17 protein-coding genes and 1 pseudogene are annotated in these 14,131 nt (G+C 74.3%); 10 read left to right on the top strand and 8 right to left on the bottom strand.

Going from position 1 to position 14,131, the window contains the following annotated elements:
- Nucleotides 1–57 precede the first annotated feature (57 nt).
- Nucleotides 58–183, top strand: a pseudogene (locus PSD17_RS00970) (LysR family transcriptional regulator); the annotation flags it as partial.
- On the opposite strand, the gene PSD17_RS00975 reads toward PSD17_RS00970, so the two are convergent.
- Nucleotides 132–494 carry a hypothetical protein gene (locus tag PSD17_RS00975; protein WP_339121028.1) on the bottom strand — a complete coding sequence of 121 codons (363 nt, stop codon included), beginning with the start codon at nt 492–494 and terminating at the stop codon, nt 132–134. The pseudogene PSD17_RS00970 and the gene PSD17_RS00975 overlap by 52 nt on opposite strands.
- On the opposite strand from PSD17_RS00975, the gene PSD17_RS00980 reads away from it, so the two are divergent.
- The 5 genes from PSD17_RS00980 to PSD17_RS01000 all read left to right on the top strand — a co-directional run bounded on the left by PSD17_RS00980 (nt 456) and on the right by PSD17_RS01000 (nt 4,703).
- On the top strand, nt 456–977 hold the full coding sequence (locus tag PSD17_RS00980; protein WP_339121027.1) for a LysR substrate-binding domain-containing protein: 522 nt from the start codon (nt 456–458) through the stop codon (nt 975–977). The two genes, PSD17_RS00975 and PSD17_RS00980, sit on opposite strands and share 39 nt — an antisense overlap.
- Nucleotides 978–1,039: 62 nt before the next feature.
- Complete coding sequence (locus PSD17_RS00985; RefSeq protein WP_339120986.1) at nt 1,040–1,936, top strand: hypothetical protein; 897 nt, start codon at nt 1,040–1,042, stop codon at nt 1,934–1,936.
- A complete protein-coding gene (locus PSD17_RS00990) occupies nt 1,936–2,718 on the top strand; it encodes a cyclase family protein (RefSeq protein WP_013674636.1) in 783 nt (260 codons plus the stop codon). The genes PSD17_RS00985 and PSD17_RS00990 overlap by 1 nt, the downstream gene beginning before the upstream one ends.
- A gap of 145 nt (nt 2,719–2,863) precedes the next feature.
- The gene (locus PSD17_RS00995; RefSeq protein WP_339120989.1) at nt 2,864–4,294 is read left to right on the top strand and encodes an aldehyde dehydrogenase; all 1,431 of its coding nucleotides are present in this window, start codon (nt 2,864–2,866) and stop codon (nt 4,292–4,294) included.
- Between the two features lies 1 nt (nt 4,295).
- Entirely contained in the window at nt 4,296–4,703 is a 408-nt protein-coding gene (locus PSD17_RS01000) for a tautomerase family protein (protein WP_013674638.1), read from the top strand.
- Nucleotides 4,704–4,749: 46 nt separating this feature from the next.
- Here PSD17_RS01000 and PSD17_RS01005 read toward each other — a convergent pair whose 3' ends face one another.
- Nucleotides 4,750–5,490 carry an SDR family NAD(P)-dependent oxidoreductase gene (locus PSD17_RS01005; RefSeq protein ID WP_339120991.1) on the bottom strand — a complete coding sequence of 247 codons (741 nt, stop codon included), beginning with the start codon at nt 5,488–5,490 and terminating at the stop codon, nt 4,750–4,752.
- On the bottom strand, nt 5,487–6,143 hold the full coding sequence (locus PSD17_RS01010) for an HAD-IA family hydrolase (RefSeq protein ID WP_013674640.1): 657 nt from the start codon (nt 6,141–6,143) through the stop codon (nt 5,487–5,489). The genes PSD17_RS01005 and PSD17_RS01010 overlap by 4 nt, the downstream gene beginning before the upstream one ends.
- A 200-nt stretch (nt 6,144–6,343) precedes the next feature.
- On the opposite strand from PSD17_RS01010, the gene PSD17_RS01015 reads away from it, so the two are divergent.
- Together PSD17_RS01015 and PSD17_RS01020 are read left to right on the top strand one after the other, a co-directional pair.
- Nucleotides 6,344–8,116, top strand: a complete 1,773-nt coding sequence (locus tag PSD17_RS01015) for a PEP-utilizing enzyme (protein ID WP_013674641.1) — start codon at nt 6,344–6,346, stop codon at nt 8,114–8,116.
- An 11-nt stretch (nt 8,117–8,127) separates the two neighbouring features.
- A complete protein-coding gene (locus PSD17_RS01020) occupies nt 8,128–9,213 on the top strand; it encodes a PEP/pyruvate-binding domain-containing protein (protein WP_234027828.1) in 1,086 nt (361 codons plus the stop codon).
- Nucleotides 9,214–9,263: 50 nt separating this feature from the next.
- Here the strand turns inward: PSD17_RS01020 and PSD17_RS01025 are convergent, their stop codons facing one another.
- From PSD17_RS01025 to PSD17_RS01035, 3 genes are all read right to left on the bottom strand, one after another.
- Nucleotides 9,264–9,785, bottom strand: coding sequence for an OsmC family protein (locus PSD17_RS01025; protein ID WP_013674643.1), 522 nt, complete (start codon nt 9,783–9,785; stop codon nt 9,264–9,266).
- A 327-nt stretch (nt 9,786–10,112) separates the two neighbouring features.
- Entirely contained in the window at nt 10,113–11,021 is a 909-nt protein-coding gene (locus PSD17_RS01030) for a TIGR03564 family F420-dependent LLM class oxidoreductase (protein WP_339120993.1), read from the bottom strand.
- Between the two features lie 14 nt (nt 11,022–11,035).
- Entirely contained in the window at nt 11,036–11,833 is a 798-nt protein-coding gene (locus PSD17_RS01035; RefSeq protein WP_339120995.1) for an IclR family transcriptional regulator, read from the bottom strand.
- Nucleotides 11,834–11,906: 73 nt separating this feature from the next.
- Here PSD17_RS01035 and PSD17_RS01040 point away from each other — a divergent pair, with 73 nt between their 5' ends.
- Together PSD17_RS01040 and PSD17_RS01045 are read left to right on the top strand one after the other, a co-directional pair.
- Nucleotides 11,907–13,163, top strand: coding sequence for a Rieske 2Fe-2S domain-containing protein (locus PSD17_RS01040; protein ID WP_013674646.1), 1,257 nt, complete (start codon nt 11,907–11,909; stop codon nt 13,161–13,163).
- Nucleotides 13,160–13,402, top strand: a complete 243-nt coding sequence (locus tag PSD17_RS01045; RefSeq protein ID WP_013674647.1) for a hypothetical protein — start codon at nt 13,160–13,162, stop codon at nt 13,400–13,402. The genes PSD17_RS01040 and PSD17_RS01045 overlap by 4 nt, the downstream gene beginning before the upstream one ends.
- Before the next feature lie 105 nt (nt 13,403–13,507).
- On the opposite strand, the gene PSD17_RS01050 is transcribed toward PSD17_RS01045, so the two are convergent.
- Together PSD17_RS01050 and PSD17_RS01055 are read right to left on the bottom strand one after the other, a co-directional pair.
- Nucleotides 13,508–13,924, bottom strand: coding sequence for a Rieske (2Fe-2S) protein (locus PSD17_RS01050; protein WP_013674648.1), 417 nt, complete (start codon nt 13,922–13,924; stop codon nt 13,508–13,510).
- The gene (locus PSD17_RS01055; RefSeq protein WP_013674649.1) at nt 13,921–14,124 is read right to left on the bottom strand and encodes a 2-hydroxymuconate tautomerase; all 204 of its coding nucleotides are present in this window, start codon (nt 14,122–14,124) and stop codon (nt 13,921–13,923) included. Before PSD17_RS01055 ends, PSD17_RS01050 begins: the two co-directional genes overlap by 4 nt.
- Nucleotides 14,125–14,131: the final 7 nt, after the last annotated feature.

Raw genomic sequence — 14,131 nt, forward strand, 5'->3', positions numbered from 1 at the left:
TCGCGCGTAGTGTGCTCGGCACCGTCGACGAGGCCCTCGACAAGGCGGTGCCCGCCCGTGGACATCCGGTCGTTGCGCTACGCCGTCACGCTCGCCGAGGAGCTGCACTTCGGCCGCGCCGCGGCACGGCACTACATCGCCGCGCAGGCGTTCGGCCGCCGCATCCAGCAGCTGGAACGCGAGCTGGGCACGCGGCTGTTCGCGCGGACCAGCCGGCGGGTGGCCCTGACGCCCGCGGGGGAGCGCTTCGTCGTCAGGGCGCGGGCGGCGCTCGCGCAGGTCGACGACCTGGCCACCGTCGCCGACCGCCCGCCGGCCGACCCGCAGGTGCTCCGTGTCGGCGTGCTCGGGTTCGGGTTGGCCGACAGGTGGCCGGGGTGCGCGCGCTGCTCGCGCAGTGACATCCCGCGCTGCGCCTCGACCACGTCGAGACCGACTGGGACGGCCAGTACGACCTGGTCCGCTCCGGGGCCGTCGACGTCGCGGTCGTGCACGACATCGGGCCCGTCGACGGGCTGCGCCTCGATCGGGTGCTCGACACCGGGCGCTGGGCCGTCGTCCCGGCCGGGTCGCCGCTGGCCGGGGCCGCTCGACTCACCGAGGCCGACGTCGGTGACGCCCAGTGGGTCCGGCTCGTGGGCCGCCACCCCGGTCTCGCCGACTGGGCCGGTCCGGCCGGGTCCTCGGGATCGACGTCGACGGTCGTGCGCTCGCCCGCGGCGGTCCCGGCCGCCGTCGCGACGTCGGGGCAGCTGGGTGTGCACGGCGAGCCCGCGCGCCGGTTCTTCCCGCACCCGGGCGTGCGCTACGTCCCGCTCGCCGGGCCGGCCGCGCTCGTGTCGGTCGCGAGCCGGGAGGGCGACGAGCGGCCCGCGGTGCGGGCGTTCCGCGAGGCGGCGCGGGCCGTCGTCGTCGCCACCGAGTCGATCATCGGCGCGGGAGCCGTGCCGCGGGATCGCAACCGAAACGGCGAATGATCCGCGACGACGACCGCGCGAGTCTCGGGGGGACCCGTTCCCGCACCGCCGCGGAGGCCCCCGTGACCAGGCAGCTCGGTGACGTCGTCGGCCATCTCCTCCCGACGACCCAGGTCGGCTCCTACCCCCGTCCGCACTGGAACCACTTCGACCTCGGCGCCGAGGACATCCGCGTCGCCCTGCGCCGCGCGGACTTCGCCGAGGCCTTCGCCGACGGCGTGCGCGCCATGATCGGCGACCAGGTCGACGCCGGCATCGACCTGCCCACCGACGGCCACCTCTGGTACGACCGCCACGACGGCGTGATCTCGTCGTTCCTGCTCTACCCGGCCGAACACCTCGACGGCATCGCCGTGGTCCCCGAGACCAGCACCGTCATGACGGGCTTCGGCGACCAGACCGTCGCGGCGTTCGGCAACACGTGGAACGAGGTCGTCGTCACCGGCGAGATCGGCCGCGGCACGATGCACCTCGCGCAGCTGTGGCGGGCCGCCCGCGCGGTCAGCCCGCGGACGGTCAAGTTCTGCTCGGGGATGGGCCCGGCAAACCTCGGCGGCTGGCTCACCGACCACATCTGCCACCTCGGCAGCGGTGTCCCGGTCGGGGTCACCCCGTACGGCGGGTTCCACGAGATGGTCGCGCGCGACCTGCAGGTCGACGCCGTGGAGTACGCGTTCGCCGAGACCGGCTTCCCCGAGGACGACTTCGCGCTGTGGTCGAAGTACCCGAGCGAGAAGGGCCTGGGGATCGGGGTCATCGACATCAAGAAGCTCGTCGTCGAGTCGCCCGAGCAGATCGTCGCGGGTGTGCGCAGGGCGCTGGCCCACGTCCCGCCCGAGCGCATCCACCTCACGACCGACTGCGGCCAGTTCGCCCTGCCCCGCCAGATCGCCCGCGGCAAGCTGGCGGCCATGGCCGAGGCGGCACGTATCCTGCGCGCGGAGATCGGGGAGGGCTAGTGCGCAGGTTCGTCGACATCTCGGTGGCGTTGACGGCGGGGATCCGGTCGGACCCGCCGGGCCACGAGCCGCAGATCGAGTACCTCGACCACGAGGCGACGGCCCCGGACGTCCTGTCGTTCTTCCCGGGGGCGACCCGCGCGGATCTCCCCGACGGCGAGGGCTGGGCCATCGAGCGTGTGCGGCTCACGACGCACAACGGCACGCACCTCGACGCGCCGTACCACTACGCGTCCACGATGGACGGCGGCGCCCGCGCCATCACCATCGACGAGGTGCCGCTGGAGTGGTGCCTGCAGCCCGGCGTGAAGCTCGACTTCCGGCACCTGCCCGACGGCCACGTCGTCACCGCCGCCGAGGTCGAGGCCGAGCTCGATCGCATCGGGCACACGCTCTCGCCGCTGGAGATCGTCGTCGTCAACACGGCGGCGGGGGCCCGCTACGGCGAGGACGACTACGTGTCGACGGGCTGTGGCATGGGCCGCGAGGCGACGTTGTACCTGCTCGAACGCGGCGTCCGGCTCACCGGGACCGACGCGTGGAGCTGGGACGCGCCGTTCGTGCACACCGCGCGGCGCTACGCGGCCGAGGGCGACCCCTCGATCATCTGGGAGGGCCACCGGGTGGGCCGCGACATCGGCTACTGCCACATCGAGAAGCTCCACAACCTCGAGTCGCTGCCCGCGACGGGCTTTCAGATCTCGTGCTTCCCGGTCAAGATCCACGCCGCGTCGGCGGGGTGGACCCGGGCGGTCGCGATCTTCGACGAGCCCGACGCCTGACACGCCCGTCGCGTCGGGCGGATCCGCCGACCCCTCCCGGGAGGGTTCGGTGCGCCGGACCCGCAGCCGGCGCCGCACGCCCGCGTTCCACCAGGCCGAACGCTCGCCTTCCCGGGCGTTCCGTCCGGATGCGACGGTCGCTGCCATGGACGAACGGTTCGGGCACGTGATCGACGGTGAGGAGCGCGCGTCGCTCGACGGCGCGGAGTTCGACTCCGTCGATCCCTACTCGCAGTCGCCCTGGGCGAGGGTCGCCCTGGGCGGCGCCCCGGAGGCCGACCTGGCCGTCACGGCGGCCCGGCGCGCGTTCGACGAGGGGCCCTGGCCGCGGATGGGGTTCGCCGAGCGCGGCGCACTGCTGCACCGGCTGGCCGACCTCGTCGAGGCGAACGCCGCCGAGCTGGCCATGGCCGACACCCGTGACATGGGCAAGCCCGTCTCCGACGCGTTGGGCAAGGACGTCCCGCGCACCGCCCAGAATCTGCGGTTCTTCGCCGACCACGCCCGGCTGTCGGCGTCGGAGGCCTACCCGACCGACACCGGCCACCACGCCTACGCCCGCTACGAGCCCGCCGGCGTCGTCGCCGCGATCGCGCCGTGGAACTTCCCGCTGATGCTGGAGAGCTGGAAGATCGCACCGGCCCTGGCCTGGGGGAACACCGTCGTGCTCAAGCCGGCGGAGGACTCGCCGGCGTCGGCGACGATCCTGGCCCGGCTCGCGGTCGAGGCCGGACTGCCGCCCGGCGTGCTCAACGTCCTGCACGGCTACGGTCCGGACTCCGCGGGGGCGGCGCTGACCGCGGACCCGCGGGTGGACCGGATCACCTTCACCGGTGAGTCGTCGACCGGACGTGTCATCACCGCCGCCGCCGCCCGCAACCTGACCCCGGTCAGCCTGGAGCTGGGCGGCAAGGGCGCGAATCTCGTGTTCGCCGACGCCGACCTGACCACGGCCGTCGACTGGTCGATCAGGGCGATCTTCACCAACGCCGGCCAGGTCTGCCTCGCCGGCTCCCGGCTCTACGTGCAACGCCCGGTCCTCGACGAGTTCCTCGCCCGGTTCGTCGCCGCGGCCGATGCGCTGGTCGTCGGCGACCCGAAGGACGCCGGCACCCAGATCGGCCCGCTGTCGTCGCAGACCCACCACGCCAAGGTCACGAGCTACCTCGAGGACCCGAGCGGCAAGGTGCTCACGGGCGGTCCCGGCGACGGCTGGTTCGTGCGGCCGACGGTCGTCGTCGACGCGGCGCCCGACTCGCCCATCCAGTGCGAGGAGATCTTCGGGCCGGTGGTCACCGTGACCCCGTTCGACACCGAGGACGAGGCCGTCGCCGCCGCGAACGGCAGCCGCTACGGGCTCAACGCGATGGTCTTCACCGAGAACCTCTCGCGCGCCCACCGGGTCTCGGCGCGGCTGCGGGCGGGCACGGTGTGGACGAACTGCTTCTTCGTCCGTGACCTGCGGGCGCCCTTCGGCGGCGTCGGCGACTCCGGGTGGGGACGCGAGGGCGGGACCTTCAGCCGCGAGTTCTTCACCGAGCCCAAGGCCGTCGTGATGGCGATCGACGGCGGCTGACGTGCCGATCTTCGAGGTTCACGTGCTGGCCGACCGGCACCCGCCGCAGCGTCTCGCGGAACTGCTGGGCGAGCTGACGCGCCGGTACGCCGAGGTCCTCGACTCGCCGCCCGCGCGGGTCCGCGGCTGGGTGACCGAGCACCCGCCCGGGCAGTGGATCACCGGCGGCGAGATCGGCGTGGAGGCACCGTACGTGACGGCCCTCGTGCTGGAGGGGCGGCCGGTCGAGCAGCGGCACCGGCTGCTCGCCGCCCTGACCGACGCCGTCGTCACCGTGCTGGGGAGCCCGCGCGAGCTGGTCCGCGCGCGGATCGTCGAGGTGCCGCCCGACGACTGGGGCATCGCCGGTGTCCCGGCCGCGGCGGCCCGTGCCGAGGAGATCGCCGCCAGGGCCGCGCGGCGACCCTGATCCGGTGCGTGCGGCGACCGATCCGTCGCCGCACGCACCGGATCGGTCAGAAGAGTCCGCGGCGGGCGCCGGCGTCGAGGGCCAGGGTGGCGCCGTGCAGGGCGTCGGCCTGCGGGGCGAGCAGCGTCGTCACCGTCCAGGCCACCTCCTCGGGCGTGACGAGCCGGCCCAGCGGCGACTCGGCCGCCCGCTCGGCGAGCACCTTCTCGACCGCGACCCCGCGCCGCCGCGCGGCCGCCGCGGCCAGCCCGCGCATCCGCGGGGTGTCGACCGGACCCGGCGCGACGAGGTGCGCGGTCACCCCGCGCGGCCCGTAGGCGACGGCGAGCTGGCGCACCAGGTTGGCCAGCGCGGCGTTGGTGACGCCCGCGGCGCAGGCGTCGGGGGAGGGCTCGCTGCCGTAGTGCCCGCCGAGCGCGACGATCCGCGACCCGCCGACCAGCTGCGTATCCACCGCCCTGACCAGCCGCAACAGCCCCCCGACCTTGAGGGCGACGGTCGCGCCCAGCGCGTCGGGGTCGATGGCGTCCAGCGGCCCGGTGGGTGGCAGCCCGACCGCCTGCACGACCATCCGGACCGGCCCGCCCGCGGCCGCGACCGCGGCGCTCACCGCGTCCGCCCCGGCGGCGGTCCCGACGTCCGCGGCGCACCCGGTGGTCGAGGGACCCGACGGCGGCGCCGTCCGCGCGACCGCGACGACGTGCAGCCCGGCGGCGCGCAGGGCGTCGGCGATCGCGCCGCCCAGGGCCCCGGACGCCCCGGCGACGACGGCGACCTCCGCGGTCATCGGGCGGGTACCAGACCGAGGCAGGAGCGCGCCCGGGCGAACGCGGCGTCGGGGTCGCGCAGGTCGAGCTGGACCGTCCGCAGCCCCGCGCGCCGGGCGCCCTCGATGTTGGCGGGCATGTCGTCGACGAAGACGATCTCGCCAGCCGGGACCCCCAGCGCGTCGACCGCGGCGGCGTAGCTGCGCGGGTCGGGCTTGAGCACCCCGCTCCACGAGCCGTCGATCAGCACGTCGACGTCGTCGAGGAACGCCAGGCCCGCCCGCAGCGGGCCGTCGCCGTGGAAGGCGGCCAGGTCGTTGGTCAGCACGCCCAGTGGCAGCCCGGCGGCGCGGACGTCGGCCACGAGCGCGGCAGCGGCGGGCCGGACGACGTCGACACCCGGCCGCTCGAACAGCTCGGCCATGAACTCCGACACCGGCCAGCCCGCGCGGCCCAGGGCCCGGCCGACCTCCGCGGCACGCAACGCCCAGTACTCGCGCTCGCTGAGCTCGCCGCGCAGCATGCGGTCCCAGTCCGGATCGGGCTCGGGTCCCAGCGGTCCGCGCCGGGCGGCGACGGCGCGGACGGCGGGCTCGCGCCTGCCGAGCAGTTCCAGCATCTCCGATCCGGAGCGGATCACCACGCCGCCGACGTCGAGCAGCAGCGCCGTCATCGGCCGGGCGTCCCGTCTGGCATCCGCTGACCTTACGAACGGGCCCGTCCGCGCCGGAAGCGGCGCGTTCCGCGGCGCGAAACGGCAGCTCGGCGCGACGGTGCCGGGGCCGGACGTTCGGCAGGGGAGAACGGCCGGGTTGCCGCCCCGATGTGTGCACTGTCACGGTCCGACCCATCGTCCCGATCAGAGGAGATCCGATGGCGAACGTCGTCCCCCTGGGCGAGTACACCGGTGACTGGTACCCCGGGTACAAGCCGGAGCACTTCGACTTCCCGTACGTGGTGGACGCGCCGTCGCCGTTCAAGCCGGGCGACGAGGACGCGTTCTGGTTCCTGGACTTCCACTGGTCGCGCGGGCTGACCCCGCTCGCGGCCACGCTGTGGAGTGCGGACGGGTACTGCGCCGGCACCCAGGGCGCGTCGGAGAGCCTGCCGCTGCCGCCCGGTCGCGGGGTGACGTGCCGCTTCGCGGGCACCCACCTCTACGGCTCGCCGATTCCCGAGACCGACCCCCGGGAGATCGCGGCGCGCGCCAACCGGCTGGGCACCAACCTGCCGCACTTCCTGCAGAACTACCGCTCGATCTGGGAGGCCGGGCGCGACGAGCTCGAGGCCACGTGGGACTACTTCCGCGGCATCGACCTCGCGACGGTCCCGACCGCCGAGCTGGGCACCCTGATCCGGCAGGCCCGTCGCTACCACAAGCGCGCCATGGAGATCCACTTCAACGTCATGTACCCGATGCTGGTCAACTTCCTCGGGTTCTACGGCTCGTGCGCCGAGATGGGCATCGACACCGGCCTCGTCGGCAAGTTCCTGCAGGGCGAGGACACCAAGATCATGGAGCTCGACCGCGAGCTCTACGCGCTGGCGGTCAAGGCGCGGCAGGCAGGCCTCTCGCAGGTCTTCGCCGACAACGAGCCGGGCCGGATGCGCGAGGCGCTGTCGGCACACGGCGGGTCGGCGTCGCAGTGGCTCACCGACTTCGACGACTGGCTGCAGGTCTGGGGCCACCGCACCGACGCCACCTGCGACGTGGGCGTCCCCAGCTGGATCGAGGACAACACCAACGCCTTCGGCAACATCAAGACGTTCCTGATGAAGGAGACCGACCACGACTTCGAGGCCGCCGCCCGCAACGCCCTCGATGAGCGCGACGCCGCCATCGACGCGGCCCGGTCCGGGCTGACCCGCGAGGAGCAGGCGGTGTTCGACGGCGGGCTCGCCGCAAACCAGGCCGCGAACTTCCCGTGGTGGCAGGACGACCACAACTACTACATCGACCTGAAGGTCATGCTGCCGCTGCGGCAGGCCTGCCAGGAGCTGGCGGACCGCGTCGGCGCCGACCGCCGCGACGACATGCTCTACCTGTTCTGGCCCGAGCTGCTCGACGTCGCCGCCGGCAAGCCCTACGGCGGCGAGCTGCGCAGTCTCGTCACCGACCGCCGCCAGTACTTCGACCACTGGCACACCCGGCGCTCGGAGATGCCCAAGGTGCTGGGCACCGTCCCGGACTCGGTCGAGGACCCCGTGCTCATCGAGATCTTCGGCATCAACCCGGGGTCGCTGCGCGCCGTGCAGAACCCGGACGCCGCCAACGAGACGACGCTGACCGGCGTCGCGGCGGCCCGCGGGATCGCGACCGGCGTCGCGCGGGTCCTGCAGAGCTCCGACGAGCTGCACCGCGTCGCGCCTGGTGAGATCCTGGTGTGCGAGTCGACGTCGCCCAACTGGACGCCCGCGTTCGGCAAGATCGCGGCGGCGGTGTGCGACGGCGGTGGCATGCTCAGCCACGCGGCGATCGTCGGCCGTGAGTACGGGGTGCCGACCGTCACCGCGGTCGGGATCGCCACCGTCGCGATCGGCGACGGCGACAAGATCGAGGTCGACGGCACGAACGGCAGGGTGACCATCCTGAAGCGGGCCGCCGAGCTGGCCGGGGCGGGCCAGGACACAACCGGACAGCCGTGACGGGGGTCGTCGTGGACAGCGGTTCCGTGGTGTGGGTCGACGCGGCCGAGCCGGGCGAGGCGGTCGCGGCCGCCGGATCCAAGATCGGCAGGCTCGCCGACCTGCACCGGGCCGGGGTCGAGGTGCCGCAGGGTTTCGCGGTCACCGTCGACGCCTACCGCCGGCACTGTGCCGACGCCGGCCTGGACCCGCGGATCGACGCGATCCTCGCGCCGCTGGCCGCCGACCCGGCGGGGCCCTCGGAGGCCGAGGTCGGGACGGCCTCGGCGGCGATCCGGGAGCTGTTCGTCACCACCCCGATGTCCGACGCCCTCGTCGCGGAGATCACCGAGGCCTACGAGGAGCTGTGCGTGCGGTGCGTCGACGTCAACGTGCCGACGGCGGTGCGTTCCTCGGCGACCGGTGAGGACGCGGCCGACGCCTCCTTCGCGGGCATCTTCGACACCTACCTCGGCGTGTCGGGCGCGCCGCGGGTGCTCGACGCCGTCCGCGCCTGCTGGGGGTCGCTGTTCACCGCCCGCGCGCTGGCCTACCGGCTGCGCAAGGGCATCAGCCACCACGACATGCCCATCGCCGTCGGCGTCATCGAGCTGATCCACGCCCGCGCGTCCGGGGTGGCCTTCTCGGTGCACCCGGTGACGGGCAAGCCCGACCGCGTCGTCATCGAGACGTCGTGGGGGTGGGGCGAGGCGATCGTGCAGGGCGTCGTCGACCCCGACCACATCGAGGTCGGCAAGACCGACGGCCGCGTCCTGCGCTACGACGTCGCGCACAAGGCGATCGTCTCGGCGTTCGACTTCGCCGACGGGCGCGTCACCGAGGTCGAGATGCCCGCGCGGCTGGCCGACCGAAGGGTGCTCGACGACGAGCAGATCGGCGCGGTCGTCGAGGCCGTGTCGGCGATCGAGCGGCACTACGGCTACCCGGTCGACGTCGAGTGGGTCATCTCCCGGCACCGGCGGGCGGGCGACGGCATCTGCATCGTGCAGTCGCGCCCGGTCACCGTGACCGCGCAGGAGCAGGCGCCCGTCGCCTACGACCCGGTCGCCCTGGCACAGAAGTACGTCTTCAGCGGCAAGCCGGTCCCCGGTCGCTGACGGCCCGGGGTGGGCGGCCGCCCGCCGCCCACCCCGAGGTCGCGTGCCGGTCAGCCCGTGGTCAGGGTCGTCGCGACCGGCGTCGTGTTGCGGAACAGGTCGAGCACCGGGCAGTGCGCGTCGACGGTCTCCTGCAGCCGTGCGTAGTCCTCGGCCGGCGCCGGGCCCCGCAGCTCGACCGCGAGCCGGACCTCCCCGAAACCGGGGCGCACGGCCTCGTCGAGCCCGAAGAAGCCGCGCACGTCGAGGTCGCCCTCGGTACGGACGCGCACGTCGTCGAGCGGGATGCCGAGCTTCGCGGCCCAGAACCGGTACGTGACGACCTGGCACGACAGCAGCGCGGCGAGCGCCGACTCGACCGGGTTGATGGCCGCGTCGTCGCCGCCGAGCGCGGGCGGCTCGTCGATCGTGACCGCGTGCCGGCCGATCCGGATCTCGGTGCGGACGCCCTCGGCGCCCTCGCCGGTGGCGCGGAAGAGCGCGGCGGCCTTGCCGGGGTCGTCGGCGACGGCCGAGGCGGTCGCGTCGACGATGGCGCGCAGGCCGTCCTCGCGGGTGGTGGCGGTGGTCATGGGGTCTCCCGGGGAGTGTCGGTCCCCGCGCGGCTCCCGCGCGGGCGGGGCGGCACGCCGCAGGTCAGCTCCCGCAGGGCGGGAGCTTCAGCTCCCGCAGGCCGGGAGCTCGCGACGTGCCGGCGGACACTGGGCGGTCCCGGTGCGGCACAGGTCGACGTGGCGGCGCTCGGTCAGGCGCGCACCCGTCGGCCACGTGATCACGCCTGCGAGCACACCGGTACGCCGCGCCGGAGTCAACGCCGGTCCCGCATGCCGGGTCCGGACGCACAATGTCCGCTCAACCGCCGGGACCGGCCGGCCGTCCCGCCGCGCGGGGCCGCGGGGTCAGGCGCGCAGCAGGGCGCGGGTGCGCGCGCGGACCTCGGGATCGGGGGCGAAGGGCAGGGCGACGAACTCGTCGACGCCGACGTCGCGCAGCTGCGCGAGCCGTGCGGAGACGTCCTGCTCGTCGCCGATGACCGCGGCGTCCTCCGGGCCGGCGTGGCCCTCGCGGTCGAGCATCGCCCGGTAGGACGGGAGCCGCCCGTACACGGCGAACTGCCGGGCGGCCTCCGCGCGGGCGGCGGCGACGTCGTCGGTGACCGCGATCGGCAGCGACGCGACGACCCGCGCCGACCGGCCGGCCTCCCGTGCGGCCTCGCGGATCGTCGGGACGACGTGGTCGGCCAGCGTGCGGGGCCCCGTCATCCAGGTGACGGTGCCGGCGGTCCGCCTGCCGGCCAGCCGCAGCATCTGCGGGCCGAGCGCGGCGAGGTACACGGGCGGGGCGGGTGCGTCCGGGTAGCGCAGCGACCCGCGGGCGGTGACGGTCTCGCCCTCGGCCGTGACCCTGCGGTCGGCCAGCAACGGCAGCAGCGCGTCGAGGTACTCCGACATCCGTCGCACCGGCCGGTCGAACGGCAGTCCCCAGGCACCCTCGGCGACGGGCTTGTGGCTCAGCCCGAGGCCCAGCGTGAGCCTGCCCTGCCCGATCTCGTTGACGGTCAGCGCCCGCTGCGCCAGCGACATCGGGTGCTGCGGCTGGATCGGGACGACGCCGGTGCCGACCTCGATGTCGGGCACCTCGCGCAGCCCGACGGCCAGCACCGTGAGCAGGTCGGGGTCGGTCGGCAGCTGAGCGGTCCAGTAGCGGGCGAACCCCTCCTCGCGCGCCTGCGCGAGCTCGGCGACGTACGCGTCGGTGACGGTGGGGCCCGCGCCGGTGCCGAGGTAGCCGAAGAGACTGATCTGCATCCGGCGAGCCTATGTCACCGGGCCGGGCCGGAGCCGTGTCCGAGCCGGCGCGACAGCACGCCGGCCGCGTCGACGACCGCCTCCCGCACCCGGCGCTGGGCCGACGGGGTCGCGCGCGTCGTCGGTGCGGCCACCGACAGCGCGGCGATGACGCCGCCGTCGGCCCCCCGGACCGGCGCGGCCACCGACACCACCCCCACCCGGCTCTCCTCGCGGTTCTCCGCCCAGCCGCGGTCCGCGATCTCGCGCAGCCGCGCCCGCAGCGTGTCGACGTCGACGATCGAGTACGGCGTCGCCCGTTCCGGTCGCCACTCGCGTAGCCGGTCGTCGAGGTCCCGCGGGGCGAGGGCGGCCAGCAGCGTCTTGCCCGTCGCGGTCGTCGGCGCCGGCAGCCGGGTGCCGACGCGCGAGAAGATGCGCACGGTGTGCGGGCTCTCCAGCCGGTCGACGTACACCGACTCCAGCCCGTCGAGGACCGCCAGCTGCACCGTCTCGCCGGTGGTCTGGCGCAGCACCGCCATCACCGGCAGTGCGGCCTCCTGCAGGTCCGGCGTCGGGGCCACCGCGGCGCCCAGGTCGAACATGGCCAGCCCGAGCCGGTAGGAGCCCGGCGTCGCACCGCGGTCGAGCAGCCGTTCGGCGGCCAGCGTCGCGAGCAGCCGGTGCACGGTGCTCGTCGCCAGGCCCAGCCGGCGCGCGAGCTCGGAGACGCCGAGCTCGCGGTCGGTGCGGGAGAACTCCTTGAGCAGCCGCGCCGCGTTGCGCACCGACGTCAGCTCCCACGACGGCCTCTCCTGCCGGTTTCCCTCCATGCGGGAAGGATTCCTTGTCGGTGCCCACCCCGCCACCTACCGTTCCGCCACCACCACGAGCAGGGGAGCGCGGATGCTGACCGCCGAGCAGAACGACGAGCTGACCCAGGTCGACGCCGGTACGCCGATGGGGGAGGTGCTGCGGCGCTACTGGTACCCGGTGGCGTTCACCCGCGAGCTCGCCGAGTTCCCGGTCAAGCGCGTCGAGCTGCTGGGGGAGTTCTTCGCGCTGTGGCGCTCGCCCAGCGGCCGGTACGGGATCGTCCCCGAGGCCTGCCCGCACCGGAAGGCGTCGATGGCCTACGGCGTCGTCGAACCCGACGGCCTGCGCTGCCCGTACCACGGCTGGGTGTTCGACGAGTCCGGCGCGTGCATCGAACAGCCCGCCGAGCGCGACGACACCCGCTTCGGCGCCCGCGTCTCCGCGAAGGCCGGCGTCGCCGAGGAGCTGGGAGGACTGGTGTGGGCCTACGTCGGCCCGGGCCCCGCGCCGCGACTGCCGCGCTTCGACGTCTACGTCATGGAGGGCTTCCGCGACATCGGCTGGGCCGACCTGCCCTGCAACTACGTCCAGATCATGGAGAACGCCGTCGACCCGCACCACGTGGAGTGGCTGCACGGCCGGTACTTCTCGTTCATCGGCCGCCACGAGGGTTTCACCTCGCCGGCGTCGTTCGCGAAGAAGCACGTCAAGGTGGGGTTCACGCCGTTCGAGTGGGGCATCATCAAGCGCCGTGTGCTCGAGGGTGCGAGCGAGGAGAACGACGACTGGAAGGTCGGCCACCCGCTCGTCTTCCCGTACAACATGCGGGTCGGCGGGGGCGGGGTGCACCAGATGCAGATCCGCGTCCCGGTCAACCGGACGACGACCCGGTTCATGCTCTACACGGTGCACCGCCCCGACGAGGGCTACGAGCACGTCGAGCAGCCGATGGTGCCCGACTACCGGATCCCGGTGCTCGACGAGAACGGCCGCCACGTCGTCAACTACGTCGAGGGCCAGGACATCATGGCCTGGGTGACGCAGGGCGCGATCACCGACCGCACCACCGAGCACCTGGGCCGCTCCGACATCGGGGTGGCGATGCTGCGCAAGATGTTCCGCGAGCAGATGGACCGGGTCGCCCGCGGTGAGGACCCGATCGGCACGATCCGCGAGGAGCACGAGCGCATCGACCTGCCGTGCGAGAAGGACAAGTTCCACGCCGGCGCGCGGTTCGCGCTCGACTTCTGCGACATGGGCTCGACCCGGTTCTCCCCGATGCTCGACACGATCAAGAAGATCCACGTCAGCGCGGCCGAGCGGGTGGCGTCCGGGTCGGCGTCGTGAGACCGGCGCCGCCGGGCCGGGTCGAGCGCGGACCCGACCGGCGCTTCGCCGCCGACGCCGCGGCCCACCGTCGCGACGTGCCGCGGCACTGCCCGCAGTGCGGTGCCCCGCCCGCGCTCGCGACCGAGTTCTGGGAGGGCTCCGCCCGCCGGTTCTACTGCTGGTGCTCGGCCTGCGGCTGGACGGGCGAGATCACCCCGACGGGCGCGACGGCCGTCGGGCACGAACCGGAGCACTGACACCCTCCTGCCCGCACCTGTGAGTGAGGGCAGCCGGCGCCCCGGCCGCAACCTCACGGTCGGGCGCGGGCCGCCGGAGGGCGGTGAGGTTGCGCGCGGGATGGCCTACCCCTGCGGGCGACGGCCCGGGTGCAGTGCCGTTCCCGGGTGCGGTCGGGGCAGCTCGCCGCGGGCGTGCGCGCGCAGGCGTTCGGACATCGACATCGCGACGGGCTCGTCCCCGACGTCGGCGACCCAACCGTCGTCGCGACGCAGCACCGGGTAGACGCCGAGGCGCAGGGCGGGTTGGGTCCGGCACTCGCCGGTCGCGAGGTCGAAGCGGTACCAGTGCCACGGGCAGCGGACGACCCCGCCGTCGACCCGCCCCTCGGCCAGCGGCCCCCGGTTGTGCGGGCAGAGGGGGTCGGTGACCACGTAGGACCCGTCGACGACGAACACGGCGAAGGCGCGCCCGTCGTCGGCGCGCACGACGCGGGCCCCCTCGCCGGCGACGGGGTCGCCGCCGAGGGGGAGCAGCGTCATCGGCGTCCGCTCGCCCGCAGGTCCGCGAGCGACTCGCCGCCGACGAACCAGTGCTCGGGTTCGCACTCGTTGACGACGACGCGCACGGTCTCCCGGGCCGCACCGATCGACTCCTCGACGGCGGCGGTGACCGCGGCGCCGAGCGCGGCGAGCTGCTCGGGGCTGCGGCCCCGGGCGAGGGTGATCTGGACGAGCGGCATCGTTACC

The sequence above is a fragment of the Pseudonocardia sp. D17 genome, assembly GCF_036984265.1.
Lineage (GTDB): Bacteria > Actinomycetota > Actinomycetes > Mycobacteriales > Pseudonocardiaceae > Pseudonocardia > Pseudonocardia benzenivorans.